At 69.4% G+C, this 21,671-nt stretch carries 16 protein-coding genes; 5 read left to right on the forward strand and 11 right to left on the reverse strand.

Features of this window, described 5'->3' with window-relative positions; genetic code table 11:
• The first annotated feature begins 90 nt into the window (after nucleotides 1-90).
• Genes ACFU9P_RS03385 through ACFU9P_RS03395 form a run of 3 tightly spaced genes read left to right on the forward strand, consistent with a single transcriptional unit; the run spans nucleotide 91 to nucleotide 3,084 of the window.
• On the forward strand, nucleotides 91-1,080 hold the full coding sequence (locus ACFU9P_RS03385) for a FecCD family ABC transporter permease (protein WP_384077909.1): 990 nt from the start codon (nucleotides 91-93) through the stop codon (nucleotides 1,078-1,080).
• A gap of 2 nt (nucleotides 1,081-1,082) precedes the next feature.
• Nucleotides 1,083-2,189 (forward strand): FecCD family ABC transporter permease, encoded by a 1,107-nt coding sequence (locus tag ACFU9P_RS03390; RefSeq protein ID WP_384077526.1) that lies wholly within the window; start codon nucleotides 1,083-1,085, stop codon nucleotides 2,187-2,189.
• A 4-nt stretch (nucleotides 2,190-2,193) separates the two neighbouring features.
• On the forward strand, nucleotides 2,194-3,084 hold the full coding sequence (locus ACFU9P_RS03395; protein WP_384077528.1) for an ABC transporter ATP-binding protein: 891 nt from the start codon (nucleotides 2,194-2,196) through the stop codon (nucleotides 3,082-3,084).
• 99 nt (nucleotides 3,085-3,183) lie between these two features.
• Here ACFU9P_RS03395 and argB read toward each other — a convergent pair whose 3' ends face one another.
• Both argB and ACFU9P_RS03405 read right to left on the reverse strand, forming a co-directional pair.
• Nucleotides 3,184-4,122, reverse strand: coding sequence for an acetylglutamate kinase (argB, locus tag ACFU9P_RS03400; RefSeq protein WP_384077910.1), 939 nt, complete (start codon nucleotides 4,120-4,122; stop codon nucleotides 3,184-3,186).
• 2 nt (nucleotides 4,123-4,124) lie between these two features.
• Nucleotides 4,125-5,072 carry a methionyl-tRNA formyltransferase gene (locus ACFU9P_RS03405; protein WP_384077530.1) on the reverse strand — a complete coding sequence of 316 codons (948 nt, stop codon included), beginning with the start codon at nucleotides 5,070-5,072 and terminating at the stop codon, nucleotides 4,125-4,127.
• Between the two features lie 77 nt (nucleotides 5,073-5,149).
• Here ACFU9P_RS03405 and ACFU9P_RS03410 point away from each other — a divergent pair, with 77 nt between their 5' ends.
• A complete protein-coding gene (locus ACFU9P_RS03410; protein WP_384077532.1) occupies nucleotides 5,150-6,493 on the forward strand; it encodes a lysine N(6)-hydroxylase/L-ornithine N(5)-oxygenase family protein in 1,344 nt (447 codons plus the stop codon).
• A 115-nt stretch (nucleotides 6,494-6,608) separates the two neighbouring features.
• Here the strand turns inward: ACFU9P_RS03410 and ACFU9P_RS03415 are convergent, their stop codons facing one another.
• The 9 genes from ACFU9P_RS03415 to ACFU9P_RS03455 form a co-directional block, all read right to left on the reverse strand.
• Nucleotides 6,609-8,066, reverse strand: a complete 1,458-nt coding sequence (locus ACFU9P_RS03415; protein ID WP_376374611.1) for a mucin-5B — start codon at nucleotides 8,064-8,066, stop codon at nucleotides 6,609-6,611.
• Nucleotides 8,066-9,043, reverse strand: coding sequence for a sugar ABC transporter substrate-binding protein (locus ACFU9P_RS03420; RefSeq protein ID WP_376374608.1), 978 nt, complete (start codon nucleotides 9,041-9,043; stop codon nucleotides 8,066-8,068). Before ACFU9P_RS03420 ends, ACFU9P_RS03415 begins: the two co-directional genes overlap by 1 nt.
• Entirely contained in the window at nucleotides 9,040-10,104 is a 1,065-nt protein-coding gene (locus tag ACFU9P_RS03425; RefSeq protein ID WP_384077534.1) for an ABC transporter permease, read from the reverse strand. Before ACFU9P_RS03425 ends, ACFU9P_RS03420 begins: the two co-directional genes overlap by 4 nt.
• Nucleotides 10,101-11,624 carry a sugar ABC transporter ATP-binding protein gene (locus ACFU9P_RS03430; protein ID WP_384077536.1) on the reverse strand — a complete coding sequence of 508 codons (1,524 nt, stop codon included), beginning with the start codon at nucleotides 11,622-11,624 and terminating at the stop codon, nucleotides 10,101-10,103. The genes ACFU9P_RS03425 and ACFU9P_RS03430 overlap by 4 nt, the downstream gene beginning before the upstream one ends.
• Nucleotides 11,621-13,024 (reverse strand): aldehyde dehydrogenase family protein, encoded by a 1,404-nt coding sequence (locus ACFU9P_RS03435; protein WP_384077538.1) that lies wholly within the window; start codon nucleotides 13,022-13,024, stop codon nucleotides 11,621-11,623. The genes ACFU9P_RS03430 and ACFU9P_RS03435 overlap by 4 nt, the downstream gene beginning before the upstream one ends.
• Before the next feature lie 230 nt (nucleotides 13,025-13,254).
• On the reverse strand, nucleotides 13,255-15,663 hold the full coding sequence (locus tag ACFU9P_RS03440) for a SpoIIE family protein phosphatase (RefSeq protein WP_384077540.1): 2,409 nt from the start codon (nucleotides 15,661-15,663) through the stop codon (nucleotides 13,255-13,257).
• 262 nt (nucleotides 15,664-15,925) lie between these two features.
• Nucleotides 15,926-16,735, reverse strand: coding sequence for a copper homeostasis protein CutC (locus ACFU9P_RS03445; protein ID WP_384077542.1), 810 nt, complete (start codon nucleotides 16,733-16,735; stop codon nucleotides 15,926-15,928).
• Nucleotides 16,732-18,255 (reverse strand): M81 family metallopeptidase, encoded by a 1,524-nt coding sequence (locus ACFU9P_RS03450; RefSeq protein ID WP_384077545.1) that lies wholly within the window; start codon nucleotides 18,253-18,255, stop codon nucleotides 16,732-16,734. Before ACFU9P_RS03450 ends, ACFU9P_RS03445 begins: the two co-directional genes overlap by 4 nt.
• A 52-nt stretch (nucleotides 18,256-18,307) precedes the next feature.
• Nucleotides 18,308-19,540 (reverse strand): ROK family protein, encoded by a 1,233-nt coding sequence (locus tag ACFU9P_RS03455; protein WP_376374589.1) that lies wholly within the window; start codon nucleotides 19,538-19,540, stop codon nucleotides 18,308-18,310.
• Between the two features lie 307 nt (nucleotides 19,541-19,847).
• Here ACFU9P_RS03455 and ACFU9P_RS03460 point away from each other — a divergent pair, with 307 nt between their 5' ends.
• On the forward strand, nucleotides 19,848-21,665 hold the full coding sequence (locus ACFU9P_RS03460) for a peptide ABC transporter substrate-binding protein (RefSeq protein WP_384077547.1): 1,818 nt from the start codon (nucleotides 19,848-19,850) through the stop codon (nucleotides 21,663-21,665).
• The last annotated feature ends 6 nt before the right edge of the window (nucleotides 21,666-21,671 follow it).

Genomic DNA, 21,671 nt, shown 5'->3' on the forward strand with positions numbered 1-21,671 from the left:
CTGACTGCAGTGAGTGCCCGGCCACAGTGAGGACATTGACGTGGAGAAAGCTCGGTGACCGGGGCGAAAGCCCCGCGCGCGGTGCTGCTGGTGGCGCTGCCCGGCGGCGCGCTGGCCGCCCTGTGTCTGCTGTCCATCGCGTTCGGCGCCTTGAGCGTGCCGCTCGACCAGGTCGTGTCGACCCTCTTCGGGAATCCCCCGAACTCCCGGATCGACAATGTCATCTGGTCGGTCCGGCTGCCGCGCACCGCGCTCGGGCTGGCGGCGGGGGCGGCCCTCGGGCTCTCCGGCTGTCTGATGCAGGCCCTGACCCGCAATCCGCTCGCCGACCCGGGTGTGCTCGGCGTCAGCGCGGGAGCCGCCTTCGCCATCGCGGTCTCCGTCGGGGTGTTCGGGCTGAGCACCGTCTACGGATACATCTGGTTCGCCTTCGCGGGCGCGCTGTTCGCGAGCGTTCTGGTGTATCTGCTGGGCGGACTCGGACGGTCAGGGACGACTCCGGTGAAGCTGGCGCTGGCCGGTGTCGCCATCACCTCTCTCCTGTCCTCGTTCACCAGCGCCGTCGTCCTCACCGACCCCGACGCGCTGAACCGGTTCCGCTTCTGGGAGGCCGGCTCGCTCGCCGGGCAGAACAGCGACAGCCTCGCCCAGGTGCTGCCGTTCCTCGTGGCCGGTGCCGTACTCGCCCTGTCCCTGGCCCCCGCGCTCAACAGCCTTGCCCTCGGTGACGATGTGGCGGCCTCGCTGGGCACCCGGCTCGGTCTGATACGGGTGGCGGGGGTGCTCGCCGTCACACTGCTCACGGGCGGGGCGGTGGCCGTCATCGGACCCGTGGTCTTCGTCGGTCTCGTCGTCCCGCACATCGCGCGTATCCTCACCCAGGCGGCCGGGATCGGCCCCGACCACCGGTGGCTCCTTCCGCTGTCGGCCGTGCTGGCACCGTGCCTGCTGCTCCTCGCCGATATCGCAGGACGCCTCGTCGCACGGCCGGTCGAGATCCAGGCCGGTGTTCTTGTCGCCTTCATCGGCGGCCCGTTCTTCATCGCGATGGTCCGCCGCCGCCGACTCGCGGAGCTGTGAACATGACCGGTCTGCTGTCCCCCCGTACGGCCCGCACCGCCCGGGGCGCCCGCACCGGCCCGCGCCTGCCCGCCCGTACCGCGTTCCGGCTGACGCGCCCGCCGGTCTCCGGGGTGCTGCGGCCCCGGCTGGTCGTCGTCGGCACCGGTCTGGTGCTCGCCGGCTTCCTGGTGTTCTGCCTCGGCATATCCGTGGGCGAGGTGCCGATCGGTGTCACCGAGGTGATGCGGTCCCTCGTCGGCGCCAGCGATCCGGCCACCGGTCTCATCGTCCACGAGCTGCGGCTGCCGAGGGCGCTGACCGGGCTGCTGGTCGGTATCGCCTTCGGGGTGTCCGGAGCCCTCTTCCAGACCATGACGCTCAATCCGCTCGCCAGCCCGGACATGATCGGTATCACCCAGGGTGCCGGCGCCGCGGTGGTGGCCGGTGTGGTCCTCGGCTGGGACGCGGGGCTGAGCACCCAGTCGCTGGGGCTGCTCGGCGCGCTGGCCACCGCGCTGCTGGTGTACGCCCTGGCCTGGAAGCGCGGTACGACCGGCTACCGGATCGTGCTCGTCGGCATCGGCGTCTCCTGGGTCTGCACCAGCCTGACGGACTATCTGATGGCGTACGGCGGCCAGTTCGAGGCCCAGGCGTCGCTCGGCTGGCTCGTCGGCAACCTCAACGGGCGTGACTGGGGCGCCGTCGGCCCGCTGGCGACCGCGCTGGCCGTGCTCATACCGGTCGCGCTGCTGCTCGGCCGCCGGCTGCGGACGCTCCAGCTCGGTGACGATGTGGCGAAGGGGCTGGGGACACCCGTACAGCCGGTCCGGCTGGCCACCCTGCTCACGGGGGTCGGGCTGATCGCGTTCGGCACCGCGGCGGCCGGCCCGGTCGCCTTTGTGGCGCTCGCCGCGCCGCAGGTCGCCCAGCGGCTGGCCCGTACCGCCTGGCCCCCGCCGCTCACGTCCGGTCTCACCGGCGCCGTGACGGTACTGTCCGCCGACCTGCTCGCCCGTGAAGTGGTCCCGGGCACCGAACTCCCGGTCGGCCTCGTCACCGGGGTGCTCGGCGCCCCGGTCCTGCTCTGGCTGCTCGTCCGTGCCAACCGCGTCGGCTCAGGAGGCTGAACCCGTGTCATCGAACCCCGTGCACCACGAGGGCCCGGACCTGAGGGCCGAGGGCCTGCGGCTGGCGTACGACGACCGTGTCGTCGTCGACGGCCTCGACGTGGCGATACCGCCGGGCCGGATCACCGCGATCGTCGGGGCCAACGCCTGCGGCAAGTCCACGCTGCTGCGGGCGTTGGCCCGGCTGCTGTCGCCGCGCGTCGGCGCCGTACACCTCGACGGCGTGGCCCTGCGCTCCATCCCGACCCGCGAACTTGCCCAGCGGCTCGGCATATTGCCGCAGAGCCCGGTCGCGCCGGAAGGGCTGACGGTCATCGACCTGGTCGGCCGCGGCCGTTCACCGCATCAGACATGGTGGCGGCAGTGGTCGAAGAGCGACGAACAGGCCGTCCACGACGCGCTGCGCGCCACCGCCATGACGGACCTCGCCGAGCGCCCCGTGGACGAACTCTCCGGCGGGCAGCGGCAGCGCGCGTGGATCGCGATGGCGGTCGCCCAGGGCACGCCCGTACTGCTGCTGGACGAGCCGACGACCTATCTCGACCTGGCGCACCAGATCGATGTGCTGGACCTGGTCAAGGACCTCAACCGGCACGAGAAGCGCACGGTCGTCATGGTGCTCCACGATCTCAACCAGGCCTGCCGTTACGCCGATCACGTGATCGCGATGAAGGCGGGCGCGATCGCCGCGGAGGGCGCCCCGGCCGAGGTGATCACCGCTCAGACGGTCGAGGACGTCTTCGGTCTGCGCTGTCAGGTGACCACCGATCCCGTCAGCGGAACGCCGCTGGTCATCCCGGTGAGCCGGCACCACGGGACGCCGGTTCAGCCGGAGGCTCCCGCACCGGCCGCCGATACGCCGGACCGGCCCGCCGCGCCCGCGCCGCTCGGCTGAGACGGCGGTCCGCGGCCCGGGGCCCCGCTGTTACGGACCGGCCCCGGCTGTTGCCGACCGGGCCCGGACGGGATGTACGGATGCGGGCGGCCGTACGGATCAGGGCTGTGGCACCGGGTCCGTCCGGAGGAGCGGAGGCGCCGACTCCGTCTCCTCCGGTGCCGGTGCCGGCGCCGCGTCCGGAAGGACCGTCGTACCCGTCGTACCGCCGCGCTCCGGAGCCAGCAGACCGGTCACCAGGGCATGGGCGACCCTGCCGTCGAGGACACGCGCGCTGCGGACCCCGGCCCGTACCGCCCGTCCGCACGCTTCCATCTTCGGCAGCATGCCCCCGTCCAGCCGCGGCAGCAGCAGGTCCAGGTCCCGCGCGGTGAGCCGCTCGACGACCCGGTCGCTCTCCGGCCAGTCCGCGTACAGACCGGCGACATCGGTGAGGACCACCAGTGTCTCCGCCTTCAGGGCGACCGCGACAGCGCCCGCCGCCGTATCGGCGTTGATGTTGTAGATCTCTCCCTCCTCCCCGCGGGCGACCGGGGAGACGACCGGGATGTGCCCGTGGTCGAGCAGCATGCGCAGGAGTGTGGTGTCGACCTTCGTGATGTCCCCGACCAGGCCGATGTCGACGGCCGCGCCGCCCACCACGCCGTAACGCCGCTCGGCGACGAGGGTGTGCGCGTCCTCGCCGGTGAGTCCGACCGCGTACGGCCCGTACTCGTTGAGCAGACCGACGAGTTCGCGCTGCACCTTGCCCGAGAGCACCATCCGGACGACGTCCATCGTCTCCGGAGTGGTCACCCGAAGGCCGGCCGCGAACCGCGAGTCGATTCCATGACGGCTGAGCTGGGCGCTGATCTGGGGTCCGCCGCCGTGCACGACGACGGTCCGCACACCGGCGCGCCGCAGTTCGACGACGTCCTCGGCGAAGGCGCGTGTCAGCTCGTCGTTCACCATCGCGTGGCCGCCGAACTTGACGACCACGGTCCGGCCGCGCAGTCGTTCCAGCGCCGCCCGGGGCGGGAATCCCTCCAGGGGCGGCAGCTTCACGGCCGGGAGGTCAGGTAGCCGCCCATCGTGCGGAAGTAGTCCGTGGCGGAGTGTTCGGTGCCGTCCTCGGTCCGCAGGCGCCTGATGACCAGGCCCTTGCTGCGGCCGGTACGGGCATCGGGACCGGCCACGATGACCACGCCATCGCCCTCGCGGATGAAGATCCGCCCCGGTGTGCCGCCGTAACGGGCCTCCGAGACCGCCGCCGAGACGATCCGTATGCGCTCGCCGCGGTGGTGGGTGAAGGCGTTGGGGTACGGGTCGGACTGGGCGCGTACCAGCCGCTCCAGGTCCTCCGCGGGCCAGGACCAGTCGATCCGGCTGTCCTCGATGGAACGCTTGTGGAAGAAGCTGGCCCGCGAGCGGTCCTGCGGGACCCAGCGGGCGGTGCCGGAGGCGATGGCGTCGAGCGAGTCGGCCACGATCGGCCCGATCAAGTCGACCGTTCTGTGGAAGAGGTCCGTGGCGGTGTCGGTGGCTCCGACCGGCACGGACCGCTGGAACACGATGTCACCGGCGTCGAGTTCGGCGTCCATGCGGTGAGCGGTCACGCCGACCTCCGGCTCCCCGTTGATCAGCGCCCAGATCAGCGGCGAGAAACCGGCATAGGCGGGCAGCAGCGAGTCGTGGACGTTGAGGGTGCCGTGCGGGGGAAGGCCGAAGATCTCCGGGGGCAGCCACGTACGCCAGTTGTTCGCCACGATGATGTCCGGCGCCGCCTCGCGCAGGGTCCGCAGCAGTTCCTCGTCGTCGGGCCTGTTGCGCAGAAGCACCGGTACGCCGTGCTTCTCGGCCAGTTCGGCCACCGAGTCGTCCCAGATCTTCTCGTAGACATGGTCGCTCTTCGGGTGGGTGACGACGAGGACCACTTCATGCTCCGAGTCCAGCAGCGCCTGGAGCGTCCGGTGACCCCACGTCTGGTAGCCGAACATGACGACCCGCATGGTGAATCCTTCCTCAAACATTGCAAGGTTAGCCTTACCTTACCTAATATGAAGTCACTTAGGGAGGCGATGACGCGGTGAACCCACTGCAGAGCGAGCCGGACTCGGTCCATGACGTACTCGGCATCGGCTTCGGCCCGTCGAACCTGGCTCTCGCGATAGCAGTCCAGGAGCACAACGCGAAAGTTCCGGACCATGAACGGATAACCGCCGGCTTCCTGGAGAAGCAACCTCGTTTCGGCTGGCACCGGGGCATGCTCATCGACGACGCCACGATGCAGGTCTCCTTCCTCAAGGACCTGGTCACGATGCGGGACCCCACGAGCGACTTCAGCTTCCTGTCGTATCTGAGCGACCGGGGCAGACTGGTGGACTTCCTCAACCAGAAAACGCTGTTTCCGCTGCGCATCGAGTTCCACGACTACTTCGAGTGGGCCGCCGCCCGGGTCGACGATCTGGTGGACTACGGCTCGGAGGTCGTCTCGGTGGATCCGGTGACGGTCGAGGGCGAGGTGCGCTGGCTGGATGTCGCCTTCCGCGATACGGGCGATCCCGGGCGGCTGATCGTACGCCGGACCCGCAATGTCGTGGTCGCCACCGGCATGGAGCCCCATCTTCCGCCGGGAACCGTCCTGTCGGACCGGATCTGGCACAACAGCGAACTGATGCCCAGGGTCGCCGAGTTGACCGGTCGACGGGCTCCGGTACGGCGGGCCGTGGTGCTCGGCGCCGGGCAGAGCGCGGCGGAGGCGGTCGACTATCTCCACCGCAGCTTCCCGGACGCGGAGATATGCTCGGTCTTCGCCAAGTACGGCTACACCCCGGCCGATGACAGTCCCATGGCCAACCGGATCTTCGATCCCGAGGCCGTCGACGTCTACTACCACGCACCGCGCGGGGTGAAGCAGGCACTCTTCGACTACCACCGCTCGACCAACTACTCCGTGGTGGACATGGACCTGATCGAGTCCCTGTCCCGGATGATGTACCAGGAGAAGGTGCGGGGGAACCGGCGGCTGCGGATGCTGAATGTCTCACGTATCCGCGAGGTCGAGGCACACGAGGACAGGCTCGACGTCACCGTGGAGTACCTGCCCACCGGCGAACGGGAGGTGCTCGCCGCCGACATCCTGGTCCACGCCACCGGCTACCGTCCGCAGGACCTCGGCGAGCGCCTCGGCGGGATCGGCAAGCTCTGCCTGCGCGACGAGGAGGACGCGCTCCTGGTCAACCGGGACCACCGGGTCGTGACCGCCCCGAACGTGACAGCGGGCATCTATCTCCAGGGCGGCACCGAACACACCCATGGGATCACCTCGACCCTGCTCTCCCACACCGCGGTACGGGCAGGCGAAATCCGCGACGCCCTCCTGTCGGAGCACCGTACAAGGAGCTTCTCCACAACGGCCGACGCACGCTGACCGGCTCCGGGGACGGCTGACGAGGCGTCACGACCGTGGCCTCGTACGACGTGCCCCCGCCCCTCGCCCACTGGTGGCCGGGCGAGGGGCGGGGCTGTGGACTTCGTGAGTCAGTTCACTTCTTACTGGGCTTCGGCACGAACAGCTTGATGTCCGTGAGGCTCGCGCTGCCCTCGTACACGTTGGTGTAGAGGTCGCCGATGACGAAGGAGTCCGGGTAGGCGGAGTCCTTCGGCCACTGGTCGGGCCATTCGGCCTTGCCGTTGAGGTCCTTGCCCTGGACGAGGGTGTTGTTGTAACGGCCGTCGTACTCGCCGGGCTTGACGTTGTAGTGCCAGATCGGCTTGTCGTTCACGATGAAGTCGCGGTGGAAGCGGAGTGTCTGCTGTCCGGCGCGGGCGAAGTTTCCGCTGGCCTCCAGCGTGTAGCCCGTCGCGTCACGCTCGATGGCGAAGGTGTAGTCCTCGTTCGGCATCAGCTCGGGCTGGAGTTCGGCCGCGGACGAGAGCTGCTGCTCGGCGACGCCGTTGGAGCAACTGGTCATGAACCACTGCGAGTTACCGGCCAGGCCGCCCTGTCCCGGGGTCCAGTTCGGCAGTCCGCTGATCCACATGTTGACCGTGTTGAAGCTGCTGTCCTTGTAGTTGTAGTACTCGTTGGTCTTCGCGTTGCAGACACGGCCCCCGGTGCCCGTGCCGACACGGTCGGGGTGCTGGGCGAAGGAGTCCATGAGTACCTTGCGCCGGTAGTGCCAGAAATGGTTGTTGCGGGGCGCGGGGTCGGCGAAGTCCACGATGGACAGATAGTGGAAGCCGTTGTAGCCGTAGTTGCCCTCGCGGACATCCTGCCACTCGCAGTACGGGGCGGAGGCGTCGCCCTCCCAGCCGGGGCTTCTGGAACCCTCGCCCCAGGGGTGCTGTGTCTTGCACCCGTCCTTGCTGTAACCGTTGATGCGGTTGTCGTAGTCGATGGTTCCGTTGCGCTTGCCGCCGAAGTCGAGTGTCTTGAGCTTGTACTCGATGCGGTACTGGTCGGGAAGTGACTCGGTGGGGCGGAAGATGGCGCCGCCCGTGTGGTCGGGGACGTCGAGTTTGGCGACGGTGGACTTGCCCGCTCTGGCGTTGGTGATGGACGGCGGCTTCTCGATGGTGCCGTCCTTGTCCCAGTCGCGGGCGGACAGCGACGCGGTCAGCCAGCCGCCCTCGCCGACCGGGAACTCCTTCCGGTACGTGGCGAAGGAGTTGAGCTGCTCGTCCCAGGCATCACCGTAGTCGTTGTGGTACCACTTGCCGTTGTCGTCCATGACGGTGTCGAACGGGTTGTCGTAGGCCTCCCTGACCCACGGCGCCTTCCCCGGGTCGAGCTTCTCGGCGAAGTTCTCGGAGTGCAGGAGCGTCCACTTCTGCGCAGGCGCCTTCTGCGCCGCGAGGGGCGCCGGAGCGGGTTCGCCCGAGGTCTGCGCCGCGGCGAGGAGCGGCGTGAGGGCAAGCGCGCCGCCGAGCAGGGCGGTCATCGCGTAGCGGTGCGTTCTCGGCAGCGGGAGACGGGCTCGGTACGAGTGGGTGCGGCTCATCAGAACTCCCCGTCCGGGTCGTAGTACTTGCTGGCGTTCTCCTTGGTGACACGCGGCGAGGGCACCACCGTGTCCTTCTCGGTCTTCTTGCCGCCGAGGATGTCGACGGTCCTGTCCAGGCCGAGACTGCCGATCTGATCGGCGTCGTTGAGACCTGTGACCAGGTAGTTCGTGCCGTCCGAGATCGCCTTGAGAGCTTCGGACTGGCCGTCGACGCCGGCCAGCACGATGTCCTTGTCGCGGCCGGCGTCCTTGATGGCGCGCTGGGCGCCCAGGCACATGGCGTCGTTCTCGCAGAACACCGCGTCGATGTCCTTGTGCGAGGCGAGCAGGCTCTCCGTCACGGTCAGCCCCCCGTCGGAGCTCCAGTTGCCGAAGTCGGGGGCTTCGACGATCTTGAGTCCGGCGCTGGTGAGGGCGCTCTTGACGCCGTTGGTGCGGGCCAGGCCGATGCTGTTGTCGGCGGGGCCTCCCTTGACGATCGCGACCGTGGCCGCGGCGGGCAGTTGTCCGGCCAGGAACTCGCCGTTCTGTTTGCCGATCGCCTCGTTGTCGGGGCCTATCCAGCTGGTGTAGTCGCCGGTTTTGAACTTGCGGTCGACAAGCACGGCCGGCTTGCCCGCGGCCTTGATGGCGTTGAGGACGGCGGGCGCCGATTCCAGGGGCCCGCCCGAGATGATGACCGCGTCGACGCCCTTGCTCAGCAGATCCTCGACATTCGAGGCGAGCTTGGCCGCGTCACCGCCCGCATCCGTACTGCGGACCTCGACGCCCCTCTTCTTGGCCTGAGCCTTGATCGCGCGGTCCATGCCGTTGAAATACGGCCCGCTCAAGGTGAAATTGGCGACGCCGACCGTGTAGTCGCCGTCCCCCTTGCCACTTGTGTTCCCACCGTCGGACGAGCAGCCCGATACGGTGGTGACGAGGACGGCCCCGGCGAGCAGTCCGACGCATTTCATCCTGCTGTGGGCGATCATGACAGCGATCCCTTTCCCGGGGTCGTCGCTCCGGCTGCGGGGCGGAGCCGCCCCGCGCGCTGGACGAGAATGACGGCGATGATGATGAGCCCCTTGAAAACCTGCTGCCAGAAGCTCTGTACGTCATAGAGGTTGAGCAGATTGTTGATCAGCGCGAGCACCAGAACACCGGCGCAGGTCGCCCGCACGGTGCCCTTGCCGCCGGCCAGGCTGGCACCACCGATCACACAGGCGGCGATGGCGTCGAGTTCGAAGGCGGTGCCCACACTGGGCTGGGCGATACCGACGCGGCTGGCGAGAATGACGCCCGCGAGTCCGGCGCAGGCGCCGCTGATGGTGTAAGCGAGGACGACATGGCGCCGTACGCCGATGCCTGCGAGGCGTACGGTCTCGGCGCTGCCGCCGATCGCGGTCAGCGCCCGGCCCGCCGGGGTGCGGCCGAGAAAGATCCCGCCGAGCAGGAAGACAGCGATCATGATGATCGTGGAAACAGGCACGGGGCCCAGCGCGGCGGATCCCAGTTCGAAGAAGCCGGCCTTCTCCGGCGCGACCGGGGTCTCCGAGTAGACGAAGGCCAGACCGCGGATGGTGGTGAGCGCGGCGAGTGTCACCACGAAGGGGGCAAGCTGGAAGCGGGCCACAAGTGCCCCGTTGACCAGCCCGAACCCGACGCCCGACGCCGCTCCGATCAGCATCGCCAGCCACACGGGCAGCCCGGCTGACAGGCCGGCGGCGAGAATGCCGGAGAAGGCCACCACCGAGCCGACGGAAAGGTCGATGCCGCCCGTCAGGATCACCGTGAGCATGCCGAAGGCCAGCAGTCCGGTGGTGACCATCTGCTTGAGCAGGTTGGTGACGTTCGCCTCGGTGAGGAAGGCGTCGGTGGTCGCACCGGCGATCGCGATGAAGGTGACGAGCAGCGCGGCGAGGGCCACTTCCAGGGTGATGTCGCGCCCGGCAACCCTGATCCTGGGCAGCCGCGAGCCCCCTCCCGCCCCGGCGGCGCCGTTCTCGGAGAGATGCCCGGAATCCCGTGCGGAGGTGGAGAGTTGGTCCGTCATGCGGCGTGTCCGATCGCGTGGGCGAGGACGGTGTCCTCGGACGTACGGTCAGAGGGGAGCTCGGCGGCGATCCGTCCCTCGCGCATCACCAGCACCCGGTCGGTGGCGCCGAGGACCTCGGTGAGGTCGGACGAGATGAGCAGGACGGCCATTCCGCCGCGGGCGAGTTCGTCGAGCATCCGGTAGATCTCCACGCGGGTCGCCATGTCGACGCCGCGGGTCGGCTCGTCGAGGAGGAGCACACGGGGCGACGTGAGCAGCCACTTCGCCAGAACGGCCTTTTGCTGGTTGCCGCCGCTGAGCGCGCGTACCGGCAACCGCAGGGAGTGAGCGGGTCTGATGTCGAGCCGGTCGGTCATCGCCAGGGCCTCGCGCCTGCGCCGGGCGGTGTCCAGCAGCGGTCCTGTGGTCGCGGTCTTGAGGGTGGTCAGGCCGATGTTGTCCTCCGTACTGAGGTCGAGGACCAGGCCGGTGCGCTTGCGGTCCTCCGTGACCAGGGCGAGCCCCGCGCCGATGGCTTCCTTGGGGCTGCGGAAGCGGTCGGTGCGTGAGCCCTCGGTCCTGATCGTCCCTTCGGCCGCACGCCGGGCACCGAAGACACAGTGGGCCAGCTCGCTGCGGCCCGACCCGACGAGACCGAACAGGCCGGTGATCTCGCCTGCCCTCAGGGCGAAGGAGACATCGTCGAACTCGCCCGGTCTGCTGAGTCCCCGGACCGAGAGCAGTTCCCGGCCCACGTCGGTGCGCCGGTCGGGGTACAACTGCTGTGGACGGCGTCCCGCCATCAGGCGGATCATCTCGTTCTCGTCGGTGTGCCGCGGTGTGGTCTCGGCGACGACGCGGCCGTCCTTGATGACGACGATGGTGGTGGCCAGTTCGGTGACCTCGGCCAGCCGGTGCGAGACGTAGACGATGACCACGCCGCGCGCCTGAAGCCTTCGGATCAGGGTGAACAGGGCGTCCAGGTCCGCGCCGGCGAGCACCGCCGACGGCTCGTCGAGGACCAGCACCCTCGGCTCTCCGCTTTCGTCCACGAGGGCCTTGGCGATTTCCACCATCTGCTGGCGTGCGACGGTGAGGCTGCCGGCCTTGGTCCGGGGGTCGATCGCCCCGTATCCGATGCCCTCCAGGAGTTCCCGTGCGCGGGAGTGCGCGGCCCGCCAGTTGATGAGGCCGACGGGCATCCGCGGGTAGTGGCCCATCAACAGGTTCTCCGTGACGGACAGTTCAGGGACGAGGGTGAGTTCCTGGTGGACGGTCCTGATGCCGTGGGTGTGCGCGTCGTGCGGGGAGCGCAATGCGACGGTCTTCCCGTCGAGGCGCAGCTCACCGCTGCTCATACGCTCCGCGCCCGCGAGGATCTTGATGAGGGTGGACTTTCCCGCGCCGTTCGCGCCGACCACGGCGAGCACGTCGCCGGCGTGGGCTGTGAGGTCCACGCCGTGCAACACCTCGGTGGAGCCGTACGACTTGTGCACCCCGCGCACGTCGAGAACCGGCGGAGCGGGCGCACCGCTCACTGGAAGGCCTCCATCACGATGACCGTCTTCTGCCGGGTGAACTCCAGAGCCGTGTCGTGCAGGCCCTCGACGGAACCGCCCGTGTCCTTGGGACCGCCGAAGGGCAGGTTCTCGGCGCGCAGCGCGGTGGATCCGTTGATCACGACGCCGCCCACGTCAAGCCGGCCGGCGAGGGTGTAGGCGCGCTGGATGTCCCGGGTGAAGACGGCGGCCTGGAGTCCGTACGGGGAGGCGTTGGCCATCCGGACGGCGTCCAGGGGGTCTTCGAAGCGGGCCACGGGGGCGACGGGTCCGAAGATCTCCTCGTTGAACGCCGCGCTGTCGGTGGGTACGTCGACGAGGACGGCGGGATCGTAGAAGGCGCCGCGGCGGGCGCTGCCCGCGACTTTGCGGGCGCCGTCGGAGACAAGGGTGGCCACCGCCTGCTCCACGCGCTGGGCGGCGGCCTCGCTGATGAGCGGGCCCACGTCGGTTCCGTCGGCGAGCTGATCGCCCACGCTGAGTTTGGCGGCACCCGACAGGAGGGCGTCCACGAAGGCGTCGTGCACTCCGCTCTGGACGTATACACGCTTGACCGCACAGCAGATCTGCCCGTTGCCGCGTGCGAGGCGTCCCAGAATCACGGCATTCGCCGCGGCTTCGACATCGGCGTCGTCGCAGACGATCAGGGCGTCGTTGCCGCCCAGTTCGAGGTGGACCTTCTTGAGGGTGTCCGCGGCACGGCGGGCTATCTCGCGGCCGGCGGCGGTGGATCCGGTCAGGCTGATCGCGGCGGCGCCCGCCCTGGTGGCCAGTTCCTGGGAGACGTGCACCCCTCCGGTGAGGAGTTGGTGCGCGCCGTCGGGGAATCCGGCGGCGGCGATGAGTTCCGCGATCCGGATGAGCGTGAGAGGGCAGCGTACGGGCGGGTGGACCAGCACCGCGTTGCCCGCGGCGAGTGCCGCGGCCGCCTTGTGGGCGTACAGCTCCACGGGGTAGTTGAAGGGCACCAACGCCGCGACGGGGCCGAGGGGTTCGCGGATCGTGACGGCGAGGTGACGCTCAAGGCCCGGCACCGCGTCGAGGGGAATCTGCCTCCCCAGCAGCCGGGTGGCCTCGCCTGCGAAGCCACGGAAGATCCTGACGGCGGCGCGGACCTCTTCGGTGGTCTGGAAGACCGGCTTGCCGTTCTCCGCGGCGAGCTGCCGGGCAAGCCCGTCCGCCTCTGCTTCGATCAGCTCCGCTGCTTTCAGCAGGAGTTGTGCCCTGGCGTGAGCCGGTAACGCAGCCATGGCCCGTTGGCCGTCCGCTGCTGCCTCAAGTGCGGTGCCGATGCGTTCAGCTGTGAAGTCCTCGATCTCACCGAGGACTTCACCGGTTCCTGGATTGTGTACGGACACAGCATTACTGCGGGACGTCATACGTCGGCTCTCCTGTACGGTCTTGACCGGGTAGACGACTCTCCAGAAGTCGCAGCGATGCTGACACCCGCGCATTATTTAGTCAACAGTGGTGACAAAATAATGGCCGTAACCCTTCAGGCACTCTTGAGCGCGGCAAACAATGCATTGGCCAGGCATTGCGCACGGTGCTTTTGGCAAATAAGTAAATTGCTCGACGGCGGCATCACCCGCTCTTTAGCCGTGCTGTTTCATAAGAGGGACAGAGGGGTCAGTTCCTGTTCGGACCAGACGGTTTTGCCGTCCGTCGTGTAGCGGGTGCCGCGGCGGTGGGACATCTGGGCGACGAGGAAGAGGCCCCGGCCGTCCTCGTCGGTGGTCCGGGCGTGACGCAGGCGCGGCAGGCTGTTGCTGGTGTCGGAGACCTCGCACGTCAGCATCTGATGCCGGATCAGGCGCAGCCCGATCGGCCCGGTGGCGTGGCGGATGGCGTTGGTGACCAGTTCGCTGACGATCAATTCGGTGGTCGTCGCCAGATCGTCCAGCCCCCATCGGGCGAGCTGACGGACCGCCAGGGACCGGGCCGTACTGACCACGGCCGGGTCGCTGGGCAGTTCCCAGAAGACCGTCTGGTCCGGACTGAGGGCGCGGATCCGGGCGAGGATCAGCGTGACGTCGTCGTACGGCGCCGAGGTCGGCAGCGAATCGACCGCGGCCGAGCACAGGTCTTCCAACGGAAGGCCCGGCTGCGCCAGAACAGTTCTCAGACGGCGCATCCCCGCGTCGATGTCCTCGTCACGGGTCTCGACGAGGCCGTCGGTGTAGAAGGCGAGCACACTGTCCTCGGGCAGTTCCAGCTCCACGGCCTCGAAGGGCAGCAGTCCGAGGCCGAGTGGCGTTCCGGCGGGCAGGTCGGGGAAGGTGACCCGGCCGTGCGGGTCGATGATCGCGGGCGGGGGATGGCCGGCCCGCGCCATCGTGCAGCGCCGCAGGACCGGATCGTAGACGGCGTACAGACAGGTGGCCCCCAGCACCGCCGTGGCCATGCCCTTGCCGTCGGCGTCCTCCTCTATGAGGCGGATGGCGAGGTCGTCGAGGTGTGCCAGCAGTTCGTCGGGCGGCAGTTCCAGGTCGGCGAGCGTGTGTACGGCGGTACGGAGCCGGCCCATCGTCGCCGCGGCGTTGATGCCGTGCCCGACCACGTCGCCGACGACCAGGGCGACCCGGGCGCCGGACAGCGGGATCACATCGAACCAGTCGCCCCCGGCGCCATGGCGGCTGTCGGCCGGCAGATAGCGCGAGGCCACCTCGACGGCGGTCCCCCCGCTGAGGCGCTGCGGAAGCAGATTGCGCTGGAGCGCGAGAGCCGCGGCGCGTTCACGGGTGTAGCGATTGGCGTTGTCGAGGGACAGCGCGGCCCGGTTGACGAGTTCCTCGGCCAGGAGCAGATCGTCCTCCTCGAACGGCGCCGGGTTCTCGGTACGGGCGAAGAACGCCACGCCCAGCGCCGTGCCGCGCGCGTGGATCGGCACGTACATGCAGGAGTGCAGCCCGACCTCGCGGGACCTCTGCACCCGTACCGGGTCCTGGCTCATCCACGACCCGGGCGAGGTGTCCAGGACCCGTTCCATGTGGGGTTTCCCGGACGCCAGCACCCGGGTGAACGGCGAGGTCGGCGGGACGAAGACCGTCTCCCCCCGTTCCCACACCGCCTCCGGGACCCCTGGCCGGATCGATGCCATACCCGCGCGGCAGAACACCGGGATGCCCCCGCCCGTCGGCCCGAGCCGGGTCATCGGTTCCTCCCCGAGCGGGACCGACTCCGCCAGGTCGACGGCAACGAAGTCGGCGAGGAGCGGCACGGCGAAGTCGGCCAGTTCCTGCCCGGTCCGCATGACATCCAGGGTGCTGCCGATCCGGGCACTGGCCTCGCTGAGGATCAACAGGCGCTCGCGCGCCCGCTCTCTGCGGGTGACGTCCGCCCACATTCCGCACACGCCGAGCGCGTGGCCCTCCGCGTCCTCCAGACGGAAGAAGGAGACCGAGAACGCGTGTTCCCGGTGCCGGTCCACCGGTACCCAGGCCCGGAACTCGAGGTCGACCACGGGTGTGCCGGTCTCCAGTACCCGCCGCATCACCACCTCGGCGTCATCGGCCTCCGGGCTGGGCAGTACCTCCGTCACACGGCGCCCGAGCCGGTCCTCGCGGGGGATGCCGTCCTGCAGCTCCATGGTGTCGTTCACCCAGGTGCAGCGGAACTCAAGATCCCGGACGATGATTCCGAGCGGCGCGCGAGCCAGCAGCGACTCCAGCACCAGTCCGTTCGCCACGCCGGGGGAGGCCTCGGCCATGCTGGTCGCCGTGACCAGCCAGTGCGTCCTGCCGTCCGGCCCGGACAACGGGGAGACCCGCAGGCCCACGTTGAGCCTGCGGCCGTCACGGTGGCACAGCGCCACGAGCCCGCACCAGCCGCTCCGGGCACGGCACCGCTCCACGAACACCGAGGCCCTCGCCGCGTCCCCGGTCGGGAGCAGCATGTCGGCCGGCCGCCCCATCACCTCCGGGGCCGAGTAGCCGCTCATCCGCTCCGCGGCGGGTGACCACCCGGTCACCACCCCGTCCGCGTCCACCACCGCCGTCGCCGCGTCATCCGCCCGCACCGGCCTCCGCACCGCCCGGGGCGCCCTGCGCTCAGGGTCGCGCACCACGGCCATCCCGCCCGAGAGGCGCCTCCAGAACGGCCGGGATCGCGCTGGCCGGGTGGTCGAACCGATCAGCCGACGACGGGTACCCAAAAGTCACCATTCCGACGTTAGCATGATTTGTAGACAATATTCGCAACAATATCGCACACCAGTCGAACACGGCCGGTCGGGCCGTGGCGCCCACGTATCTCCACCGCCGTCCAGCCCGCCCCGGACATCACCGCTGGCGCCGGCCGGCCTCAGTGCCGCGTGAGGGCTTCGTAGCCATGACCGCCTCGGAACGGTCCACTGCCCGCCGTGCCTCGGCCACCACTTCGGGATCAGTGACGAAGTGGGTGTCCTGCTCGGCCGACGCGCCCCCGGTGCCGAGCGGTACCCAGCGGCCTCCCCGCGGGGTCGGCGCCCTGGTCTTGGCGGAGAGGTGGACGGCGGAGGCTCCGGCCGAGGTCAGGGCCGGGATGTCGGCGGGGCGAACCCCGCCGCCGGCCATCACCTGCACCCCGGGTGCGGCGGCGGCCATCGCGGCGATCGTCTCCCGCCCCTCGGCCGCGGTGGGGGCGCCGCCCGAGGTGAGGACCCGGGTAAGGCCGAGCGAGGGCAGCAGTGCGGCGGTGGCCACCGGGTCGGCGGACTGGTCGATGGCGCGGTGCAGTGTGATGTCCACCGGGCGGCCCGAGGCGCGGGCCGCTTCGACGAGCCGGGCGACCGCCACGGTGTCCAGGGCGCCGTCGGCGGTCAGCGCGCCGATCACCACGCCACAGGCGCCGGAGGCGATGACGGACCGCACCTCGGCGGCCATCAGCGTGATTTCCTCCGCGACATGGACGAAGTCGCCGGGTCGGCACCTGACCAGCACGTGCACCGGCAGCCCCTCCCGGGCAACTGCCTCCACCAGGGCTGCCGACGGGGTCAGGCCGCCCAGCTCCAGGGCGGCACAGAGCTCGACCCGGTCGGCGCCGTTCTCCCGGGCGGCGCGGGCGCCGGCCGGTGAGGTGACGGCGATCTCCAGGGCGGGTCGTGCGGTCACTCGTCGTCCCCGCCGAGGGGCTGGTCGGAGGCGGGGATGAGGCGTGCCGACAGGTCCGGGTCGGTCATCTCGCGGTCGAAGGGGAACATAGGGCGGCGGATGCGGTGGTGGCCCAGGCGGACCAGATCCTGGTCCACACCGCCGGGGGTGAGCGCCATTTTCCAGCCGACCGACATGTCGAAGAGCTCGGGCTCCAGGTAGCCGATCTTCACGATCACGATGTCGGCGCCGCGCGGGTCGAGGTCCAGGTCGGTGAAGTCGTGCTCGTGGTGGTAGGGCTTGCGGAGCTTGGTGAGGATCACGTACACGCTGCCGGCACGGATGACGACCTCGGTCTCGGCATCGCGGTCGCCGTGCCGGACGGCGTGCACCACACCGGTCAGGGTGACCGGGCCCGCGTGCCGGTCGTCCACCTCGGCACCGGCGGTGACCGTGACGGTGGCGCCGGCACCGGCAGCGACGGCGGTCTCGACGGCGGCCGGTCCTGGCACCGAGGCGTAGATGACGGTCGGGCCGTCGTCCTTCCGGAACTCCGGGCGGGCCAGCAGCCGGGTCAGGCCCCAGGTCACGTCACCGGCGCCGCCGGCGGTCGGATTGTCCCCGGTGTCGCTGATGAAGTACGGGCGCAGGTCACCGGCCAGGGCCTCGTCCAGAATGCCGTCGAAGGTGCCGGTGGGGGCGACGAAGTCGAAGTCGTCGCGGGCCTTCCAGAAGCCCTGGGCCAGGCGTTCGGCACCGGCCGACACGGCGGCCCGGTCGATGCCGGTCACCACCACCGCGGCGCGGTTGCGCGGTTCGTCGGCCCAGGCGTAGCCGACCCATATCGCGGCGTCGATCACGCCGTCCACGGCCTCGGTCTCGGCCACGGCCGCGTACACGCTCCTGGCCGGCTCGATCCGGGTGGAGGTCTGCTCGCCGGCCAGCAGCACCGGCACCGGCACCCAGGCCTTGACCGGGCGGGGCGCGCCGGAGACCAGCAGGTCCACCAGGTTGCGGACGGCCCGCTCCTTGGTCTCCATGTGGTCCTCGTGCGGGGCCATCCGGTAGCAGGTGATCAGGTCGCTGCCGTGGACGAGTTCGCGGGAGACGTTGCCGTGCAGGTCCATCGAGGTGGAGATGATCACGTCGGGGCCCACGGTGGCGCGGATACGTCCCAGGAGCACCGCCTCGGCGTCGTCGATGCCCTCCACGGTCATGGCGCCGTGGATGTCGTACCAGAGGCCGTCCGGCCGGGGCAGCGCGGCGAGCCGCTCGATCAGCTCGTCGGTCAGCTCGGCCCAGGCGTCGGCGGTGACGGTGCCGCCCGGCAGCGACTTGCCGACCAGGGCGCCGTGCCAGTCGGCTGCCTCGCGCAGTTCCTCGCCGGGGGCCAGGAAGGGGTAGCGGTCCAGCACGTCGGCGCCGCGCGAGGGGTGGAAGGCGGGGGCCCGGGTGCGAGCGGGAGAGAAGGTGGACGACTCGATGCCGAGTCCGGCGATGGCGATGACCGGGCGGGCTGCGGCGGTGCGGGATTGCGGCATGGCTCCTCGTAGCTCGTAGGGAGTGGGGCTTCAGGCGTCGGGTGTCAGGGCGTCAGGCGTGGCGGGGCGCGGGGGCGTGGAACCGGTCGGTGGCCGGTTCGGCGCCGCCGACCCCGCGCAGGGCATGGGCCATGGCGCGTTGCAGGGCGAACTGTCCGGCGCCGACCAGTCCCGCGTCGGCGCCCAGGCTGGCCCGCTCGATGGTGAGGTGTTCGGTGACCAGCGGGTGGCAGCTCTCGTAGAGCTGGCTGCGCACAGCGGCGACGAACGGCTCCAAGGTGGAGAGGATGCCGCCGAGGTAGACGGCGTCCGGGTTGAAGAAGTTGACGTTGGCCGCGAGCACTTGGCCGAGGTAATCGCCGGCCCTGCGAACCGCGCGCGTGGCCTCCGGGTCGGCGTCGACGGCCAGCCGTACCACGTCCTCCGGGCGGCTGACGTCGACCCCGCGCTCGCGCAGGATACGGACCAGGGCGGCGCCGGACGCCACGGTTTCCAGGCAGCCGGTGTTGCCACAGGAGCAGGGGATGTCGCCGCCGCCGCCGATCCGGATGTGGGTGATGTCACCGGCCGCGCCGGTGGCGCCCCGGTAGAGATGTCCGTCGACCATGACGCCGGCGCCGATCGCGGAGCCGATCTTCACCATGATCGTCTTCCGGTACTCGGCGGGCCGTACGGTGTGCTCGCCGACCGCCATGCAGTTGGCGTCGTTGTCCACGGCGGCCGGGACGCCGAAGCGTTCCTCCAGCCAGGCGGTGACGGGGAACCGGTTCCAGCCCGGCATCCGGGACGGCATGACAGCAGAGCCCGACACGATGTCCACCGGTCCGGGCAGCGAGAGCCCGACCCCGCGCAGTTGGTCCCGTCCGCGCTGCTCGGCCAGCGCCTCCAGGGTCTCGGCGAGCCGCGGCAGGGCCGCCTCGGGACCGTCGGCGATCAGGAAGGGGACGGTCGAGACATCGGTCAGGCCGCCGCCGGGCAGCACGACACCGATCCTGGCGTGCCGGCCGCCGAGGTCGGCGGCGACGGCGAACTCGTCGTTGCTTCCCAGTCTCAGCGTTTTGCGGGGGCGCCCGCCGGTGGAGGACTGGGTGCCCTCCTCGGCGATCAGCCCGCGCTCCACCAGTTGGGCCACGCTGAGGGAGATGGTGGAGGCGGAGACACCGAGCAGTCCGGCGAGTTCGGCGCGCGACGAGGCCTGGCCCGATGCGACGAGTTCCAGGACCCGCGCGGCGAGAGCTGAGGTGCCTTTCGCGGCCTTGCCGTCCCAAGCACTTATTCCAGTCATGTAAGAAGTAACTTCCGCAATGGTGTGTATGGCGACGACAGTATGCCCGCGCTTCATGCAAGGGAAGAGTCCGGTGAAGAAAGTGAACCGTCCACGAAATCCCTCAAATCAATCCAAATGCACCCACAGAAGAGGGCCGATCGAGGCGAGAAGACTTTCTTCGAACTCGCAGTAACTTACTTGTTACTAATTCTTGCTTTGTTTCTCAGGTGTGTCCGGCGTTAGCTGTCGTGAACGCAGTGCCGGTCCTGCGGCACCCGCCCCGGTCTCTGGGACGCATGCGGGCCCTTTCACTCTGAGGAGAATCATGTTCCCTGGTCACACGGCGAACAGCCGCCGCTGGGCCCTCGTCGCGGGCGCCGCTGCCACCGCGTGCGCTCTGCTGACCGGCTGTTCCGGCGGCGGTACCTCGTCGTCCGGCTCCGGCTCGTCGGACACCATCAACTACGCACTGCCGGCGAACTTCACGCCGAATTGGATACTCCCGGTCGGCACTGCCGCGCACCTGAACACCAACAACTCCTCCATATCCCAGTCCCTTTGGGAGCCGCTGATCGCCTATGACGGCTCCACCGGCACGGTCGGCTGGAACAAGAAGAACTCGCTGGCCACCGCCGCCGAATTCGCCGAGGACAGCAAGAGCGTCACCATCACGCTCGGCGACCGGCACTGGAGCGACGGAAAGCAGATCACTTCCCGGGACATGGAGTTCTGGTTCAACCTCGTCAAGGCCAACAAGGCCGAATGGGCCAGCTACAGCCCGGGCAAGGCGCCGGACAACTGGACCTCGCTGAAGGTCGTCGACCCGACGCACTTCACGATCACCTTCGACCAGGCGTACAACCAGCAGTGGATGCTCGCCAACCAGCTCAGCATGGCCCGCGTGATGCCTCAGCACGCCTGGGACAAGACCAGCGACTCGGGCACCGTGTCGGACCTCGACCGCACCCCCGCGGGCGCCAAGAAGGTCTGGACGTACCTGAACGACTCCGCCAAGAAGATCTCCGGCTACGCGACCGACCCGCTCTGGAAGACGGTCAGCGGCCCGTACACCATCAAGTCGTTCTCCACGGCCGGCAAGGTCGTGCTGACCGCCAACGCCAAGTACGACGGCGGCGGCAAGGCCAGCATCAAGAACGTGAACCTGCTGCCGTTCACCACCACGGACGCCGAGGAGAACGCGCTCCGGGCGGGCACGGTCGACTACGGCTACATCAACGCCACCAACCTCAGCCAGAAGTCGTCGTTCGCCGCCAAGGGCTACACGGTGAAGCCGTGGTCCGGCTGGGCCATCACGTACATGCCCTACAACTTCAACAACCCCACCATGGGCCCGGTCTTCAAGCAGCTCTACGCCCGCCAGGCGATCCAGATGTCGGTGGATCAGGTCACGCTCTCCAAGGTCGTCTTCAACGGCACCGCGGTCCCGACCTACGGTCCGATCCCGCAGGGCCAGAGCTCGTCCTTCGTCTCGCCGGAGCAGAAGAACAACCCGTACCCCTTCTCCACCGCCAAGGCGAAGCAGCTTCTGAGCGACCACGGCTGGACCGAGCAGGACGGCACCATGGTGTGCACCGCGCCGGGCACCGGCGACAACCAGTGCGGCGCCGACGTGGACAAGGGCACGAAGTTCCAGATGCAGGTGCTCTCGCAGTCGGGTTCGACCGTGACCGACAACATGATGAGTGCCCTGCAGTCGTCGTTCGCCAAGAGCGGCATCGGCTTCACCATCAAGACCGCCCCGGTCAACTCGGTCCTCGCGCAGTCCGGCCAGTGCGAGCCCGACGACACGGGCTGCAAGTGGCAGTTGTCGTTCTTCGGCACCGCCGGCAGCTGGTACTTCCCCGCCTACCCGAGCGGTGACGCACTCTTCGCCACCGGCGGCGGCTCCAACTTCGGCAACTACTCCAACCCCGCGGTGGACAAGCTGATCAACGAGACCACCACCTCCTCCTCCGACGAGGCGGTGCAGAGGTACAGCGCGGCCCTGGCCAAGGACCTGCCGGTCATCTGGCTGCCGGAGCCGGACTACCAGGTCTCCGTGGTCAAGAACGGCCTGAGCGGCTTCGCCCAGGACTCGCTCGCCAACTTCCACCCGGCCATGTGGAAGTGGACCACCAAGTGAGCCCGG

The sequence above is a fragment of the Streptomyces sp. NPDC057617 genome (genome assembly GCF_042800555.1).
Classification (GTDB): domain Bacteria; phylum Actinomycetota; class Actinomycetes; order Streptomycetales; family Streptomycetaceae; genus Streptomyces.